This is a genomic window from Pseudarthrobacter sp. NS4 (assembly GCF_024758005.1).
Classification (GTDB): domain Bacteria; phylum Actinomycetota; class Actinomycetes; order Actinomycetales; family Micrococcaceae; genus Arthrobacter.
On record NZ_CP103288.1, the window covers coordinates 3,366,957 to 3,381,966 of the forward strand.

Below are 15,010 nucleotides of genomic sequence, written 5' to 3' on the forward strand. Positions count from 1 at the left end.
CCTTGTTGCCGGCCAGTCATGGAGCTTAGGGTTTCTGCGCCTCACCCCTGGAACGCGGCGTCCGGTCTTGCCGGGAAGCCCGGCCGGGCTGGTCTCCCTCCCCCTGCTGGTACACGTCCGGTATTCCGTCCTGGTCTGCATCGGCCGCCTCTTCGGCCTCAATGCGGCGGTAACGCCGATTGCGCGCGCGCAGAATAATGGAGGCCAGGACGGCGGCGAGGAGTGATGCGGTCAGGATGCCGACTTTGGCGTGGTTGTTCGTGGCAGGGTCTCCGGCGAAGCTCAGGTCCGCGATCAGCAGGGAGACCGTGAATCCGATGCCGGCCAGCAGCGCCACGCCGGTGAGATCGATCCAGCGAAGCGACGGATCCAGGCGGACCTTTGTGACTTTGGTCAGCAACCATGTGATGCCAACAATGCCTACGGGCTTTCCCACAACCAGGCCAAGGATGATGCCGATCGTCACGGCGTCTGCAAGGGCCGAACCTAGTCCCTCCCAGCCGCCTACAGCCACGCCTGCTGAGAAGAACGCGAAGACCGGAACGGCGAAACCGGCCGAAAGCGGGCGGAACCGGTGCTCGAAGACCTCTGACAGGCCCGGACCTGCGGCGGGTCCACCGCTTGCCTGGCTGCGGATCACGGGGACGGCGAAACCCAGCAGAACCCCAGCCACCGTGGCGTGGATCCCGCCGGCATGGACCAGGGCCCAGACCACCGCGCCGATAGGCAACAGAATGAACCAGGCAGCAGCCGGCTTCATTTTGAAGAACCGGCTGAACTTCTGCGCCAGGACCGTGTAGACAGCGAAAGGCAGCAAGGCCCACAGAAGGGGCACCGGGTCGACTTTATCGGAGTAAAAGATGGCGATGATGGAGATGGCCATCAGGTCATCGACGACGGCCAACGTCAGCAGGAAGATCCTCAGGGCGGCCGGCAGATGGGACCCCACGATGGCCAACACGGCAACAGCGAAGGCAATGTCAGTTGCTGTCGGGATCGCCCAGCCGCTGACCGTCTCGGGCCTGGTCAAGTTGACAGCAACGTAGACCAGCGCCGGAACAGCCACCCCGCCAACAGCGGCGGCCACCGGCACGACTGCACGATTTATGCTGCGCAGGTCTCCGGCCACGAATTCCTTCTTGAGCTCCAGGCCCACCAGGAAGAAGAAGATTGCCAGCAGCCCGTCCGCCGCCCAAGCACCCAGGCTGAGATTCAAATGCCACGGTTCATAACCAAAGCGGAAGTCCCGCAACGCGAAATAACTTTCGGAAGCCGGCGAATTAGCCCATACCAACGCCGCAGCGGCGGTGATGACCAATAAAATTCCGCCAACCGCCTCTTTGCGGAGGATCTCACCGATACGGAGCGCCTCTGCGTAACTGCCCCGGGCCGGGATGCGTGGTGTGGACTCGTGAGCGGAATTTCCTGCCATCCGGTCTCCTGCTGAATCGGGGCCGGCCAAACCTACACCGGCCGGTTTTCCTGGCCAACCTAGCCTTTACTGTATCCACCCCGCCTGCGGTGGCGGATCAGCACGACACAACCCCCGTCACCTTCTTGCCAGGACAATTTCCCGCTTTGTAGGCTCCTGCCATGCTGCCTCTCGGATTCCCGGACATTGCATCACTCGATCCCCGCCGCTCAGCGGCCTTCTACGAGGCCGTCCTCGGTTTCACAACCACACGCGGCCCCCACACCCGCTTCCGGGCAGGAAACATCGAGGGAGGTTTCCCCGACCTCAAGGACGGGTTCGCTCCCGTGGCCGGGGTCCTGGAGCCTGGAGCCTGGAGCCTGGAGCCTGGAGCCTGGAGACATCGTGCCGTACTTCGAACCGGAGGACCTGGACGCGGCGCTGGAGAACGCCGTGAACCACGGCGGGAAGATTCTCCTCGATCCTGTGGAAGCCGCCCCCGGCCACTGGGTGGCGATAGTGGCTGACCCGTCAGGCGCGAAAGTCGCGCTGACCCGCATCAGCCGCCAGGACCCCTGACCGGTACCGCCACGGCCGGCCATCCACGCCGCGCGGCTAGGCTGGGCTGATGCCCGACATCGCTGCCCTGGTGCCCACCCTCGTGGCCCTCGCCATCCTGATGGCACTTACGGTGACCGTGCTGTGGGGCTCGCGGACGCCGTCGTTCATTGCCCCAGCCATGGCCGTTCTCCGTGGCGCCACCCAGCTCGCGCTCATCAGCCTGGTGCTGGGGGGCATCATCACCGACCCCCTGTGGGTTGCAGTGGCGCTGCTTGTCATGTTCACCGTGGCCGTCGTGACAGCGACCCGCCGGCTGACCTGGTCCTGGCAGCGCTTCACGGCGGTGGCAGCCACCATGGCGGTGGGCATAGCGGTGACCCTGGCCGTGGTGTTCGGCACCGGGGCCATCGAGTTCACCCCCCGCTATGTCCTGGCCGTGGGCGGAATCGTGATCGGCAACTGCATGAGCATCGCCGTACTGGCCGGGCGCCGGTTCTTCGAGGCAGTCCATGAGCAGTGGCACGAGGTGGAAGGCTGGCTGGCGCTGGGGGCCATGCCGCGCCGCGCAACCCTCACCCAGGCCCGCCAGTCGGTTTACTCAGCCCTGATCCCCTCCATCGACCAGACCAAAACCACCGGCCTGGTCACCCTGCCCGGGGCATTCGTTGGCGCGATCTTCGGCGGGGCGTCCCCGCTCGAAGCGGGCCGGTTCCAGGTGGTGGTCCTGGCGTCCATCCTCACAGCCGGGTCCATCACCGCTGTCGCACTGATCCGGTCCCTCCGCGCCGTCAAGGTGCGCCCCGAGCCGCTGTAGGAACCAGGCACGAGCCGTCCCTGGACGGATGCTAAGCGTCGAAATGCGTCCGGACATCGCCGTCACCGGTCAATGACGCAACCACAGATGCTGCTATATCCCGCAGTTTGACGTTGCGGGAGCTGGACGCGATTTTCAGGATTTTTATCGCCGATTCCTGGCTGCACCGGTTTTGCGCCATGATGGCACCGGTGGCCAGATCTATTACCGTGCGTGACTCCAGCGCGGCTGAGAGGTGGTTTTTGGTCTCGGCCAACTGACTGATCCGGACTGCAAGCCGGAGGGCCTTGGACGCATGGTAGGCATCGGATTCAACGCTCGTGATGTCCTCGGCAGTAAAGCCGTGCGCACGGGTGGAGTACATGTTGAGGCCAGCTTCCGCTTCCCCCTCCAGCACCAGGGGCACCGATAAGCTTGACCCCACCCCCTCAACCAGTGCCGCTGCGGTGTATTCGGTCCAGCGGGGTTCCCGGCGCAGGTCCGGCACATGGATGACCATCCGTTCCCGGATAGCTGCCAGGCATGGCCCCTCGCCGGAGCGGTATTGCGTTTCATCGAGCCGGAGCGCACCCTTTTCACTGCTGGCCACCGTCACTGGCTTCTTTCGGCGCAACAACGTGATGCTGCAAAAGGCAACGGCGGGGTCGGAGAGTGTCAGGGCCGTGAACTCCGCGAGCTCCTCCAGCATCTCTTTTACGTCCTGGGTCTTCAGGACGAGGTCCTGCAGGTGATCGACGACGAGTTCCGGAGGCAACTGGCGTGATTCGTTGACCATGGTGGTCTCATTCCTCTAATGCCCAAACAACAACCCCCTGGCAAGGGAGGGGCACCGGAGGACGTTCGAACCGCACAGGCGGCCTCCTCTGAGTATGCGCGCACAGATGGGAAACGGACAGCCGCCCGCGCGGCAGCATGCCCCCTCTTCTGAGTGGCTGGGCGCTGGACCTGTAGATGTGCCCGGTTGGACTCACCGATTAGGCGCCCACAACGTGCAGTTGGCCGCGTCATCCACCACGTCCTCGAGGTCTCCGGTGCGGTGCAGCACTTCCAGTTGCCGGACGGCGCCGGTTCCGGCCTTCAGCAGGTCGTCCACCAGCTCCTCCACCCGCTGCAGGTCCCCGATATCCTCCAGCGCCTCATGGATATGGTGCACGAGGGAGTTGACGACGGCGAGCGCCGGCACCGGGCGGTGCGTGTGCGGGTCCAGCAGCTCCCCCCGCAGCCCCCAGCGGCTGGCCTTCCAGCCCGCCAGCCGCAGCAGGGTGGTGGGGACGGCCGGCGGCTCGATCCCGGCACGCCATTCCCGCGCAGCGGTCTCGACCAGCCCTCGGGCAATGCCGGCCAACAACACGGTGTTCCAGGGCCGCAGGCACACGTCAGCGATGCGGATTTCCACCGTTGGATAATGCCGGGAGAGGCGGGCGTCAAAGTAGATCATGCCTTCATCGAGTGCGACGCCGGTGCTCACCATGTCATGCACCAGCTGGTGGTAGGCGTCGGGCGAACCGAGGATCTCCAGCGGGCCTGCGGTTGGCCACCGGCTCCAGACCTGCGAGCGGTAGCTGGCGTAGCCGGTGTCCTCCCCATGCCAGAACGGGGAGTTGGCACTGAGCGCGATCAGTACCGGCAGCCATACCCGGATCCGGTCCAGGACGGCCACGCCTTCTTCCGCCGACGCAACGGAGACGTGGATGTGGCAGCCGCACGTGAGCTGCTCCCTGGCCGTCAGCCCGTATTCCTCCGCCATGGCCGCAAACCGCCGGAGCCGCACCGGATGCGGATCGCAGGGCAGCGGGGAGGTGCCAAGGGCGGCTGCCCTGACTCCGACATCCTGCGCTGCCCTGTCCGCAATGGCCCGTCCGGCGATGATGTCTGCCTCCAGTGACGCCATGGTGGGGTGCGGCGGGGTGACCACCTCGATCATCTCCTGCTGGAACTCTGCAGTGAGGACCGGGCCGGAACCGGAGTCCATGGGGCGGACATACAGGTCGAGGAGCGCGCCGGCCATGGGCACGGGCTCCCCCTTGCCCGGGTCCACCAGGAGCAACTCCTCCTCTATCCCGAACGTCCTGGTGCGTCCGGGACTGCCCGTGCCGCCGTGATCCTGCGTGCCCATGTCCGCCTTTCCGTCATTCCAGCGGCTTTACCGCGGCACTAACGGGGCTGGGACGGATTAGTGGGAACGCCCTGCGACGGCGGGTTGACCGGCGGGCCCGGCACCTGGGCCGACTGCGGTGTGTCCGGCTGGGCGGTATTAACCTCCGGCGTGCTGGGGGCCTGGGGACCGCGTGGCACGGCGCCGCCCTGCAGATCGTGGAGCCGCTTTTCGAGGATCTGCAGGATGGGCAGCCGGTTCCCGTGCGCCTTCTCGTACATGATCAGCTGCGCCACGTCCGCCTCCTCCAGGCCGGAGATCCGCGATGGCAAGGTGCCTGCCGGCAGGTGGTCGTAGTCGGGCAGCGGCAGTTCGCTGTGCTGGGGAACATTCTGAAGGGGTGCGTCATTCATAATGGACTCCTTAGGCAAGTGAGGTCATCAGGTCGGCGCATGCCTTTTCGCAGCGGCGGCATGCTTCAGCGCAGACCTGGCAGTGGTCATGCATCCCGGCGTGCTGTTCGCATTCGTCCCCGCACGACTTGCAGGCGGCGCGGCAGGCTTCCAGCAACGCGCGGGTGACATTTGGGTCGAAGCCTGTACGCCGGGACAGCACGTTTCCCGTGGCGGCGCAGATGTCCGCGCAGTCCAGGTTGGTGCGGATGCATTTGGCCAGGTCCGCCACCATGTCCTCAGCCAGGCAGGCGTCGGCGCAGGCAGTACACGTCTGGGCGCATTCAAAACAGGCGCTGATGCACTGCGCAAGCTTGGTGAGTTCGAGGTCACCCAAGTCCTTGGGGTAGGTGTCGATCATGGACCGTATATGGGTCATGCCTGTTCTCCCTTAATTGACTCAGCGTTTGCGCTTAGTAAGCACACTTACTTGTTTCACGGTACCCGGATGATTGCCGTTGGTACAGGCTTCCCGGGGTGCCCGTTCCGCCTTATGCGGTCGCCTCCGCCCCGACCGGCTCCGGCTCCTGGAGGCTGGCTGCAAACACGAACCGGGCCATCTGTGCAGCTATGGCGTCCCAGTGATACTTCTTCAGCAGATCCCGGGTCCGGGCGTTCGGACCCCGCGACGGATCCCGCTGCCCCAGCTGCCGGCACAGTGAGGCAAACCCGGCAGCGTTGTTGCGCAGGTGCACGATGGACGGGAAATCCGCCACCACATCCCGCACCCGGGTGGAGACGACCGGCAACCCCGCGGCGAGGTACTCGAGCGTCTTGGTGGGGCTGATGGAACGTGTTGCCTCGTTCAGCGCGAACGGCATAAGCGCCACGTCCAGCCCGGCCATGGCCGCGGGGAGATCGGCGTAGCTGGTGTACCCGAGGTAGCTGATGTTGGGCGCCTGCGGCAAGCTGGCCGGATCGATCTTTGCCACCGGCCCGTACATCCGGATGTCCCACTCCGGCAGGGCCCGGGCGAGCCCGTCGATGAGGCCGAGGTCCAGCCGCTCGTCCAGCACCCCCACATACCCCGCAACGGGACGCTGCCCGGGCGCCCGGCCCGACGTCGTCGGGCAGCGGTAGTGCTCCGGCTCAACACCGCTGGGGAACAGCCGGGTGTCCTTCCGGCCCTGCCGGACCATGGACCGGTGCAATGAACGGCCGCCGGCAAAGACGACGTCGGCCCGGCGCAGTGCCTGCCGCTGCCGCACCACCAGCTCCGGCGGGGCATCCTTGAACGCGGCGAGATCGTCCATGACGTCGTAGACCAGGGTAGTGGGGTTCAGTGAGAGGGCAAGTTCCAAGGCCAGCGGGGTGTACAGCCAGACCACGCGTTCCCCGGCCGGTTCGCCCAGCAGCCCGGGGAGCTGGGCGATATAGTCCGGCAGGACGTCGTCGAAAAAGCCGACGTGGTGGCCCTGCTCCGGGATCTCCAGCCAGGCGCGGTTCAGCCCGTCAACACGGGTATAGTTCATCCGGTTCTTCCCCGAGAAGTCCGGCGAGGGAGTGAGCGGCTCCTCCACGTACCAGGTGGAACAGCGGGAACCCAGGCGGGAGACAAGATGCTGGGGCCGCTGCCAGACCCAGTCCCAGCGGAGATGCGACAAGACGATCAGTTCACTCTGCATTGACTATCCTCAATTCCATTCGTGTCTCCGTGCGGGGAAGGCTGTTTCCCTGGTCCGCGTCAGGGGCCTGCGTCCAGTTCCAGTGCGTCATCTGGGGCTGGTAGCCGCGCAGCCAGGTGGCCACGGGTTCGCCGAGCGTATAGGCGGGAAGTTCGTTGGAGGGGGTCCCCGCGGCGGCTTTCGAGTAGGACTCGGACATGATGGACGGCTGCCGGGCCAGTTCGGAGTCCAGCCAGTACACCCCCACAGGATCGATGTGGCCGTCGTTGCGGTACAGGAGCGAATCCCAGTCCGTGGAATCGATCACGGGGAACCAGCACAGGCCCTCCAGCGGCACGCCCATGCTCCGTGCCCGCTCACACTGCTCCAGCACGTACTTGAACCAGGTGGCGCGGTCCGAGGTGCGGCCGCGGACATTGGTTTCAGTGACCATGCATGGCATCCGGTAGCGGTCCCAGTAAAGGTAGATCTGCTGTGCCAGTGGCAACGGGAACGGGGTGTTGGGAGCGCCGCCCTTGTCATCAAAATGCCATTGGCAGTGGGCGTAGTAGTCCAGTCCCAGTACATCGATCCGGCCGGGCACCAGGTCCAGCAGCGCCTCTCCCCCGGATTCGCGGAGCGGCGCGGCCATGGGCCCCTCGGGGTCATATCCCCGGCCCAGGAAGCTGTCCAGCACCAGGAACCGGCGCTCGTTCGCCATACGTGCGTACGCTGATCCGTTCGCGCCGGACCCGGTGTGGTGTTCGCAGGTGTCCACCCATACATGCCTGGCACCGGGCAGCAGCTCCGCGTAGGCGCGGCTGGCTTCGGCCACCGCAGGCAGGACGTTCAGGATTTGCGCCACGAAGTTGCCCAGGCCCTTTTGGTACGGCGGCCAGATGGCCTCGTGGCCGGTGAGGAACAGCGTGGAAAAGGGCTCGTTGAACAGCGTGTATTCCTGCACCCAGGGGTAGCGCCTGGCGAACTCCGCGGTGTACCGCAGGTAGGCGTCCCCGAAACGGGGGTCCGCGAAGCCGCCCTCCAGCCAGCGCGGGTAACTGGTGTGGTGCACCAGGTCCACGATGGGCTGGAAGCCGTGGTCCCGGAGGTGGTGGAGGACCTTATCCGTGTCCGACCAGTCGAAAACCCCTTCGTCGTACTCCACCCGGTGCCAGCGCACCGGATAGCGCAGCCGGGTGACTCCGCAGCCGGCCAGCAGGCCCAGGTCCTGCTTCCAGTTCACGTCATGCGCAGTGGACTCGAAGATGTCCGTGTCATGCCGCGGCAGGTACGTGCTCTCGAACGCGCCGATCAGCTCAAGAGGTGTCTGTGGCTGCAGTGCCTTTTCCGCAGTCACGTCGCCGCTCCCGCGGCGGTTCCCGATGCAATTCCCGATGCGGCTTCTGCCGCAGGGGCGCCTGGCGCAGGGGGGCCGGCCAGGTGCTCGTACACCAGGTCCAGCAGTTCCGCGGCCCGCAGGTTCAGTCGCCGCGATTCGTCCAGGTCCCGGTCCAGCCTGGCCACTTCCGCACGCAGTTCGGCAATGTCCGTGGCGGCCACGGCCAGCCGCAGGTTGATCTCCTCCAGCGGGTCAGCCAAGGGCTCAATCAGAGGGTCGTTACTGGGGTCTTTCATGGCAGGGCCCTCACTTTCAGTCGAAGGGTGGAGACGGCGCCCGGGTCGAGATGCCCGGGGTGTGGTGGAACTTCCTTTGTTTCCAGGCCAAGGGCCGCGAGCGCCGCCCGCAGCGCAGCCGCATCCACCGCATGGTGGAAGCGCGCCCCAGGGAACGGTGGCCCGGCCGCCTCCGCCTGGAACTCGAGGAATGCCGTGGCAACTGCGGCCTGGTTGCGCAACAGGTGCCCCAGCAGCGTCAGGGTGTTCTCCTGGCCCTGCTCGTTGAGCGAGTTCAGGAGAAACCGGGCATAGACGTGAAGCGGACCGGTGCCCGTGTTCGCCAGCTTTGCCAGCGGGGCTGTTTGCCGGAGGCTGTTCAGGTTCACCCGCCGGACGTGCAGGGACCCGCCGGAATCCGTGCGGAACGTCTCCAGTGCTTCGATGGCTGGCCTGCTGTAGTCCACCGCCACCACGTGGTGCCCCTGATCGGCGAAGTGCCGGGCATCCGCGCCGAGGCCGCAGCCCAGCTCCAGGATCCGGGAACCCTTTCCGAGTTCCCGTGCCAGCTGCTCCGCCCAGGCTGCCGGCCGCTGGCCCCCGCCTGGCTCCCCAGCCGGAAGCCCGCCGGCAAGCAGTGCCCGGTGATGGTCCTCCCAGTTCTCCCGGTCCCCGTCCAGGCTGCCCAGCCAGTTGTCATAGCGACGCCGGGCGGCTGGCGGCGTAACGAAGCGGAACGCCGGGTCCGGGGTACGCCAGCCGGGCCCGTAAATGGCCGCGAGCATGGCTTTCGGATCGGCAGGTGCGGGCAGCTGCCGGCCATTAATGGTGAGGGTGCCCAGCGGGAAGATGGGCACCTTTTCGCTGCGCTCCCGGGCGTGGAACGTGCCGTGGAACCAGCCGCCGGCGATGAAATAGGTGAAGATGTCCAGGTAGAACCGGTCCGTGCCGTCCGTCCCCGGGAACAGCAGCTGCAGGTGGCCTGCCGAATGCCGGACCGTTTCGTAGCCCTGGGCGTGCAGGGCCCGTTCCAGCTCGAAGCCCTCCAGCACGATGTCCGACGGGTTCCGGTGCCGGCTCAGGTAGGCCAGGTCCACATCGTCATCGCCGGGCATGATCCGGCCGTCACGCACCGGGCCCAGCAGGGTTCCGCCGGTGACAAAGAGCTCCTGGCCGCGGCTCCGCATCCACTCGATGACCGTGCAGGCCTCGTCCAGGGCCTCATCCACCAGGTGCGCCCGCTGCCCCTCGAAATTGCGGGCAATCCGGCCCCACTTGTTGACGATCTGCGGCATCCCGGTGCCGGGCTCCTCCAGCGAGAACTCGTGCGGTGCCCCGTCAAAGGCGACTGCCGTCATCGGGCCCAACGGCATTCCATCCCGCAGCACGGTGAGCTGTGCCCAGCCGGAAAGGCGCCCGGCCAGGGCCGGTGGCCAGTCGATCACGCTGCCGCCCCCGGGACCGGGGCGCGCGGCATCGCCGGCGCGGATGTTCCAGATGGGCCGGCCGCCAAGCAGGATGGACAGTTTGGCGTCCGCGGGAATAGGCGGCCCGGCCAGGGTCAGTGAGAGCCGGTCCGCGTGGATGCTGTGCGTGGCCGTTTCCACGTCCTGGCTCATGGCTGGGCCACCAGCTGGGAATCGTGCGTAGTGTCCGTGTACGGCAGCCGCACATCCACCACCTGGCCCGTCATGGCCGAGGCCAGCACCTGCAGGTTCGCGGCGGCCACCACCGCCGCCGGCAGCAGCGAGCCCTCCTCCTCCACCCCGAACGCCCGGCTGCGCATCGGCGTGGCGGTCCGGCTTGGACTGATGCAGTTCACCCGGATGCCGTCCGCGCTCCACTCGTCCGCCAGCGCCTGGGTGAGGTTCACGATGGCTGCCTTGGTGGCGGAGTAGACCGTGTAGTTGGCCCGGCCCCGGGTGTAGGAGCTGGAGGCGAACAGCGTCAGAGAGCCCCTGCTTTCGGCCAGGAACCGCTGTGATTCCTGGGCAACGATGAAAGCCGCGGTGAGGTTCACGTCCACGTCATGGTGCAGCTGCTCATCCGTGAGCTGGGCCAGCGGCCCCACGCTGAGGACGCCGGCCGTGAGGATCACGTGGTCCACGCGGCCGTGGGTGGCGGCGGCGCCCGCCAGAGCCTGGACCACACAGCCGCGGTCCTCCACAAACGTGCCGCTGCCGGTCCGGCTCTGTGCGACGACGAGCGCCCCTTCCGCTTCCAGCTGCTGCACCAGCTCCAGGCCAATCCCGGAGCTTGCCCCGAACACCAGAACCGTTGATCCGCGCAGGCCCTCAATGCTGCCGCCGGGAAGCGCGGTCTTGTGCTTGAGCTGGAACAGCTTGTCCGCGATGTGGATGTCGATCGGCTGGGTGATCTTGATGTTGGCCTCGTCCCCCTCCACGACGTAGATGGGAACGTCCGGGCAATACTTGAGCACCACGGAACAGTCATCGGTGGCGGCGAAGTCCGGGTCCTGGCAGGCGCGTTCATAGGCCTGTGCGATCACCGGCATGCGGAACGCCTGGGGCGTCTGCCCGCGGCGGAGCTTGGCCCGAGGAGGCACGGCCCGGATGAAATTGTCCTCGTCCACTTCGATGATGGTGTCCGCCGAGGGGATGGCGGTATCGACGGCGGCATAGACGTCGAGTGCGCGGATGCATGCACCGATAATGTCGCCGTCGAGCAGCGGGCGGACGGCGTCGTGGAAGATGACGTTCGCGTCCTTGTCCGCGACCGCGTCCAGGGCCAGGCGGGAGGTTTCGCTGCGGTCCCCGCCGCCGGGAAGTATCGCGGTGATCTTGCTGTGGGCGCGTTTGTCCAGCAGCAGTTCCCGGGCTTTCGGAATGTAGGCAGGGGTCATCATGACGATGATCTCGTCCACCAGGTCACAGGATTGGAAGAGCTCCACCGTGTGTTCAAGGCTGGTACGCCCCGCGATGGGGACGAACTGTTTAGGGATGTCCAGGCCCATCCTGGCGCCGATGCCACCGGCGAGGATGACGGCCGCATTCCATGGCCGGGAGGTGCCGTGCGGGCGTTGCGCGGCGGACGTTCCCGGCGGGGAAATCGGTGTCTGCTGTTCCATGGCTGGTCCTTCCACTACTGGTGAGCGGCTGCTATTTGCAGCCGCTGAGGGTGCCTCCCGGGGGGTTGGTGGCTTTGTCAGGAATGGTGATGGCCGCTGCCTCGAGCCGGCGGCGGGTTTCGTCTGCGGAGATGGGCGTCCCGAACTCGCGGTAAGTGCCCACCGGCACCACGGCCGTGACGAAGGTCCTGCCGTGGAGGCGGACCAGGTTGAAGGAGCGGGCGCCGTCCCGGCCCTGCATGGCCCCGGACGGCAGCCCAAGATCCTGGGTGTAGCTGGTGGACGCCGCCACTGAGACCGGGATGCCGGCAAACGCCGAGAAGACGGAGCAGTGGGTGTGGCCGGAGAGGATTCCGACCACGTCGCTGCCTTTAAGGACCCGGGCCAGGCCCTCCTGGTTCCGGAGCTCGGACAGCACCCCGAGGTCCTGAACCGGGGGCACCGGCGGGTGGTGCATCACCAGGAGGGTGCCGTCATCGGCCGGTGTTTCCAGCTCGTCCGCGAGCCAACGCAACTGGTCTTCGCCGATCTCGCCGTGATGGAAGCCCGGGATGGAGGAGTCCAGGACCAGGACCCGGAGGCCACCCAGGTTGTAGCGGCGGTCCACCGGACCCGGCTGCGGCTCCTCGTCCAGCATGAAGCGTTGGAAGTTGGTGCGCTCGTCGTGATTTCCCATCGCCCAGATAATCCGCGTCCCCATCCGGTTGGCGTAGGCCTCGCAGATGGTCCTCAACTGCCGGTACGCCTCGCCCTTGCCTTTGTCCGTGAGGTCCCCGGAAAAGATGATGGCCTGGGGATTGATGCCGCTCACTTCAATGGCGTCCAGGACCTCCACCAGCCCCAACTGCGGGTCCATTTCCCCGTACAGCAGCCCTTCCGCGACAAAATGCGGGTCGGTGACGTGCACCAACACGTGGTTGGGGGTGGGGTATTCCGCCTTGAGGAGCTGCTGCATGTGAGCCTTTCAGCTGGTTCGCGAGTGACACTGCCAACGCGCAGGATCTGCCGGACGGGCTCTGCTTGCCGTCGAAAAGAACAACATAATAAGCACGCTTATAAATTGGTGGGAAGAGTTATCTTGACCAGCGGCGCTCCGGCACCGGGTGAAGCGCCGGAAATACCTTGAATTAGCGAACATTATTGGGTCTTTTTGATTGGGCTGGACGGGCTTACGGTAGAGCCACAGAGCCGCCCGTCCGGGGTGGCCGGCCCAGGAGGACTTTCCAATGACAACGCACGTCGCGGACTGCAGCGTAACGAACTGTTCCTTTAACGACCACACCAACTGCAACGCCGCCGCCATCACCGTGGGCGGGGCCGAAAACCATGCCCATTGCGCCACGTTTATCGATACCGGTGCCCACGGCGGCCTGCCCAAGGTCCTCGCCGACGTCGGAGCCTGCCAGCGCAGCGAGTGCGTGCACAACGACCACCTGATGTGCAATGCCGCCGAAGTCCATGTTGGTCCGGGCAAGGACAATGCCGACTGCCTGACCTACTCACACACGTAAACCAAATCCACAAAGGAATTCGGAGCGCCGGGGCGGGCAAAGCCCCCCGGTGCTCCGTCTTTTTGTACCGGAGATCACCATGGACCGGCCGCTGCGGGCTCCAGCTGCCGGCCCTCCCGGCTGTACAACCACTGGCATCGCGAGTAGATTCGAAATGTGACGGGCATCATGGCCCGTCCTCCCGGCCCTTTCTGCACAGGCCGTGGAACCAGCTGCTGTAGTACAACGGCGGCGCAGGATGCAGAAGCGGAATGAGCCAACAGTGGCAACCTCGCATTTCCAGCAGTTCCTTCAGGAAGCAACCATTTTTGATCCCGCCAGCGATTCCACGCTTGGCCCTGACTGCCTTTACGGCCTGTATGTCAGTTGGGCGACGCTCCACGGACTGACCCCCAAGCCCGACCAGGCCTTCCGGGCCGGAATGTACCGGTGCGGCGTGGATGTCAACAACAGTCGGCTCCACATGACCGGCCCCGCCGCGGCTGACTATATCCTCAGCAGCTACCCGGCCGTGGCCTGATGTCCATCCATCCGGACGGCTACCATCGACGGAGCACACTGGACGTACTGTTCAGCGACGGGCACTACATCCACTGCGGGGAACCCATGAGGACCGCCGGCGCCGAAATGCGCAGCATCCACGGCACCTACAACAGCAGGCAACTGCCGGAGACCCTGGGTGTCTACCTGGCAACCAGGGTGTTGCGCTGCGTCTGTGGTTTCCAAATGGAGATCCCGGACCAGGCGTATACGGTCACGGAATGAATCAGCTGCCACTGGATGACCTGACCGCCACCATCGCGCGTATCCAGGGACTGCTGCTCACCGAGGAGAAGGTGGACCGCGCCGTCTCGCTCCTGGCCCAGGCCATCAAGGAATCCATGCCCGGCACGCCGGGTTCAGGGGTTTCGCTCATGGACGCCGAGGGCAAGCGGACCAGCAGCGCGTCAACGGATGCATTGGTCGCGCGGGCGGATGCCGCCCAGTATGAACTCGGCGAGGGTCCGTGCATCACTGCGTGGGCTTCGGAGCAGGTGGTCATCATTGACGACGTCCATACGGACCCGCGGTGGCCCCGGTGGCGGGACTCCGTTCTCGGGTTGCCGGTGCGTTCCGTGGTCAGCGCGCCGCTGATGGCCGGCAAGGAAACACTGGGCGCACTGACGATCTATTCCGCACTTCCCGGACAGTATGACGAGTCCACCGGCCGGGTCCTGACCCTGTTTGCGGGCACGGCTGCCACCTTGCTGGCGCACATCCAGGGCCACGAGGCACCGCTGCGTATGACGGAGAGCCTCAAAGCCAGCCTGGCCAGCCGGGACGCGATCAACCGCGCCTGCGGGATGCTGATGGAACGCCATGGCATCGACCATGACCAGGCGATGCGGCAGATGATCCACAGCGCTCGGGCGGCAGGTGCCACCCTGGTTGAGGTCAGCGGCCAGCTGACCACCAGGGTGCCGCCTGCAGAGGCGTAAAGGGAGGCCGGCCGTGGGCTTTGAGCCGCATGAACCAGAGCAACGCAGCCAACTCAAGGACGCCCTGGACGCGGCCGACATCACCGTTGGGGAGCTATGGCTCCGGTATTTCAGCATGACCGGCAGCGCCGGAGAGTATGAGGTGCGTGCCTACCTGCAGGGCCTCATTTCCCTGCCCGTTACCCAGCGGGACCTGCTGGCGATGGCGTGCAATGAGATCATCGGCGAGACGCCGCCGCTGTACGCGCCATTCGCGGACCAGATGTATGGCGCCGGCACAGGCTCCGATGGCGGCGGATCCGAGGACCGCCGGCAGCGGCGGGACGGCGCAGGCTGACGACGGCGGGAACGCCCGTCGTGGTCTTTTACCCTTTTGGCATTA

18 protein-coding genes are annotated in these 15,010 nt (G+C 65.9%); 7 read left to right on the forward strand and 11 right to left on the reverse strand.

What is annotated here, in order from left to right:
* Positions 1-25: 25 nt before the first annotated feature.
* Positions 26-1,432 (reverse strand): Na+/H+ antiporter NhaA, encoded by a 1,407-nt coding sequence (gene nhaA, locus NXY83_RS15905; protein WP_258803169.1) that lies wholly within the window; start codon positions 1,430-1,432, stop codon positions 26-28.
* A 384-nt stretch (positions 1,433-1,816) separates the two neighbouring features.
* Here nhaA and NXY83_RS15910 point away from each other — a divergent pair, with 384 nt between their 5' ends.
* Positions 1,817-1,990 (forward strand): VOC family protein, encoded by a 174-nt coding sequence (locus NXY83_RS15910; RefSeq protein ID WP_258803170.1) that lies wholly within the window; start codon positions 1,817-1,819, stop codon positions 1,988-1,990.
* Positions 1,991-2,039: 49 nt separating this feature from the next.
* Positions 2,040-2,786, forward strand: a complete 747-nt coding sequence (locus NXY83_RS15915; protein ID WP_258803171.1) for an ABC transporter permease — start codon at positions 2,040-2,042, stop codon at positions 2,784-2,786.
* Between the two features lie 31 nt (positions 2,787-2,817).
* Here NXY83_RS15915 and NXY83_RS15920 read toward each other — a convergent pair whose 3' ends face one another.
* From NXY83_RS15920 to NXY83_RS15965, 10 genes are all read right to left on the reverse strand, one after another.
* Entirely contained in the window at positions 2,818-3,561 is a 744-nt protein-coding gene (locus NXY83_RS15920) for a GAF and ANTAR domain-containing protein (protein ID WP_258803172.1), read from the reverse strand.
* Between the two features lie 192 nt (positions 3,562-3,753).
* Positions 3,754-4,902, reverse strand: a complete 1,149-nt coding sequence (locus NXY83_RS15925) for a carboxylate-amine ligase (RefSeq protein WP_258803174.1) — start codon at positions 4,900-4,902, stop codon at positions 3,754-3,756.
* A 38-nt stretch (positions 4,903-4,940) separates the two neighbouring features.
* Entirely contained in the window at positions 4,941-5,294 is a 354-nt protein-coding gene (locus NXY83_RS15930) for a hypothetical protein (RefSeq protein ID WP_258803176.1), read from the reverse strand.
* Between the two features lie 10 nt (positions 5,295-5,304).
* Positions 5,305-5,712, reverse strand: coding sequence for a four-helix bundle copper-binding protein (locus NXY83_RS15935; RefSeq protein ID WP_258803177.1), 408 nt, complete (start codon positions 5,710-5,712; stop codon positions 5,305-5,307).
* Positions 5,713-5,824: 112 nt separating this feature from the next.
* On the reverse strand, positions 5,825-6,958 hold the full coding sequence (locus NXY83_RS15940) for a glycosyltransferase (RefSeq protein WP_258803178.1): 1,134 nt from the start codon (positions 6,956-6,958) through the stop codon (positions 5,825-5,827).
* Positions 6,948-8,294: a family 1 glycosylhydrolase gene (locus NXY83_RS15945; RefSeq protein ID WP_258803180.1), complete on the reverse strand. Its 1,347-nt coding sequence runs from the start codon at positions 8,292-8,294 to the stop codon at positions 6,948-6,950. The genes NXY83_RS15940 and NXY83_RS15945 overlap by 11 nt, the downstream gene beginning before the upstream one ends.
* Positions 8,291-8,572: a DUF6752 domain-containing protein gene (locus NXY83_RS15950; RefSeq protein ID WP_258803181.1), complete on the reverse strand. Its 282-nt coding sequence runs from the start codon at positions 8,570-8,572 to the stop codon at positions 8,291-8,293. The genes NXY83_RS15945 and NXY83_RS15950 overlap by 4 nt, the downstream gene beginning before the upstream one ends.
* A complete protein-coding gene (locus NXY83_RS15955) occupies positions 8,569-10,170 on the reverse strand; it encodes a class I SAM-dependent methyltransferase (RefSeq protein ID WP_258803182.1) in 1,602 nt (533 codons plus the stop codon). The genes NXY83_RS15950 and NXY83_RS15955 overlap by 4 nt, the downstream gene beginning before the upstream one ends.
* Complete coding sequence (locus tag NXY83_RS15960; protein ID WP_258803183.1) at positions 10,167-11,639, reverse strand: bifunctional cytidylyltransferase/SDR family oxidoreductase; 1,473 nt, start codon at positions 11,637-11,639, stop codon at positions 10,167-10,169. The genes NXY83_RS15955 and NXY83_RS15960 overlap by 4 nt, the downstream gene beginning before the upstream one ends.
* A gap of 31 nt (positions 11,640-11,670) precedes the next feature.
* Positions 11,671-12,594 (reverse strand): metallophosphoesterase, encoded by a 924-nt coding sequence (locus tag NXY83_RS15965; RefSeq protein ID WP_258803184.1) that lies wholly within the window; start codon positions 12,592-12,594, stop codon positions 11,671-11,673.
* Positions 12,595-12,865: 271 nt separating this feature from the next.
* Here NXY83_RS15965 and NXY83_RS15970 point away from each other — a divergent pair, with 271 nt between their 5' ends.
* From NXY83_RS15970 to NXY83_RS15990, 5 genes are all read left to right on the forward strand, one after another.
* Positions 12,866-13,150, forward strand: a complete 285-nt coding sequence (locus tag NXY83_RS15970; RefSeq protein WP_258803186.1) for a DUF1540 domain-containing protein — start codon at positions 12,866-12,868, stop codon at positions 13,148-13,150.
* A 262-nt stretch (positions 13,151-13,412) separates the two neighbouring features.
* The gene (locus NXY83_RS15975; RefSeq protein ID WP_258803187.1) at positions 13,413-13,670 is read left to right on the forward strand and encodes a hypothetical protein; all 258 of its coding nucleotides are present in this window, start codon (positions 13,413-13,415) and stop codon (positions 13,668-13,670) included.
* Complete coding sequence (locus tag NXY83_RS15980; protein WP_258803188.1) at positions 13,670-13,915, forward strand: hypothetical protein; 246 nt, start codon at positions 13,670-13,672, stop codon at positions 13,913-13,915. Before NXY83_RS15975 ends, NXY83_RS15980 begins: the two co-directional genes overlap by 1 nt.
* Positions 13,912-14,628 (forward strand): GAF and ANTAR domain-containing protein, encoded by a 717-nt coding sequence (locus NXY83_RS15985; protein ID WP_258803189.1) that lies wholly within the window; start codon positions 13,912-13,914, stop codon positions 14,626-14,628. The genes NXY83_RS15980 and NXY83_RS15985 overlap by 4 nt, the downstream gene beginning before the upstream one ends.
* A gap of 13 nt (positions 14,629-14,641) precedes the next feature.
* A complete protein-coding gene (locus NXY83_RS15990; RefSeq protein ID WP_258803190.1) occupies positions 14,642-14,965 on the forward strand; it encodes a hypothetical protein in 324 nt (107 codons plus the stop codon).
* The last annotated feature ends 45 nt before the right edge of the window (positions 14,966-15,010 follow it).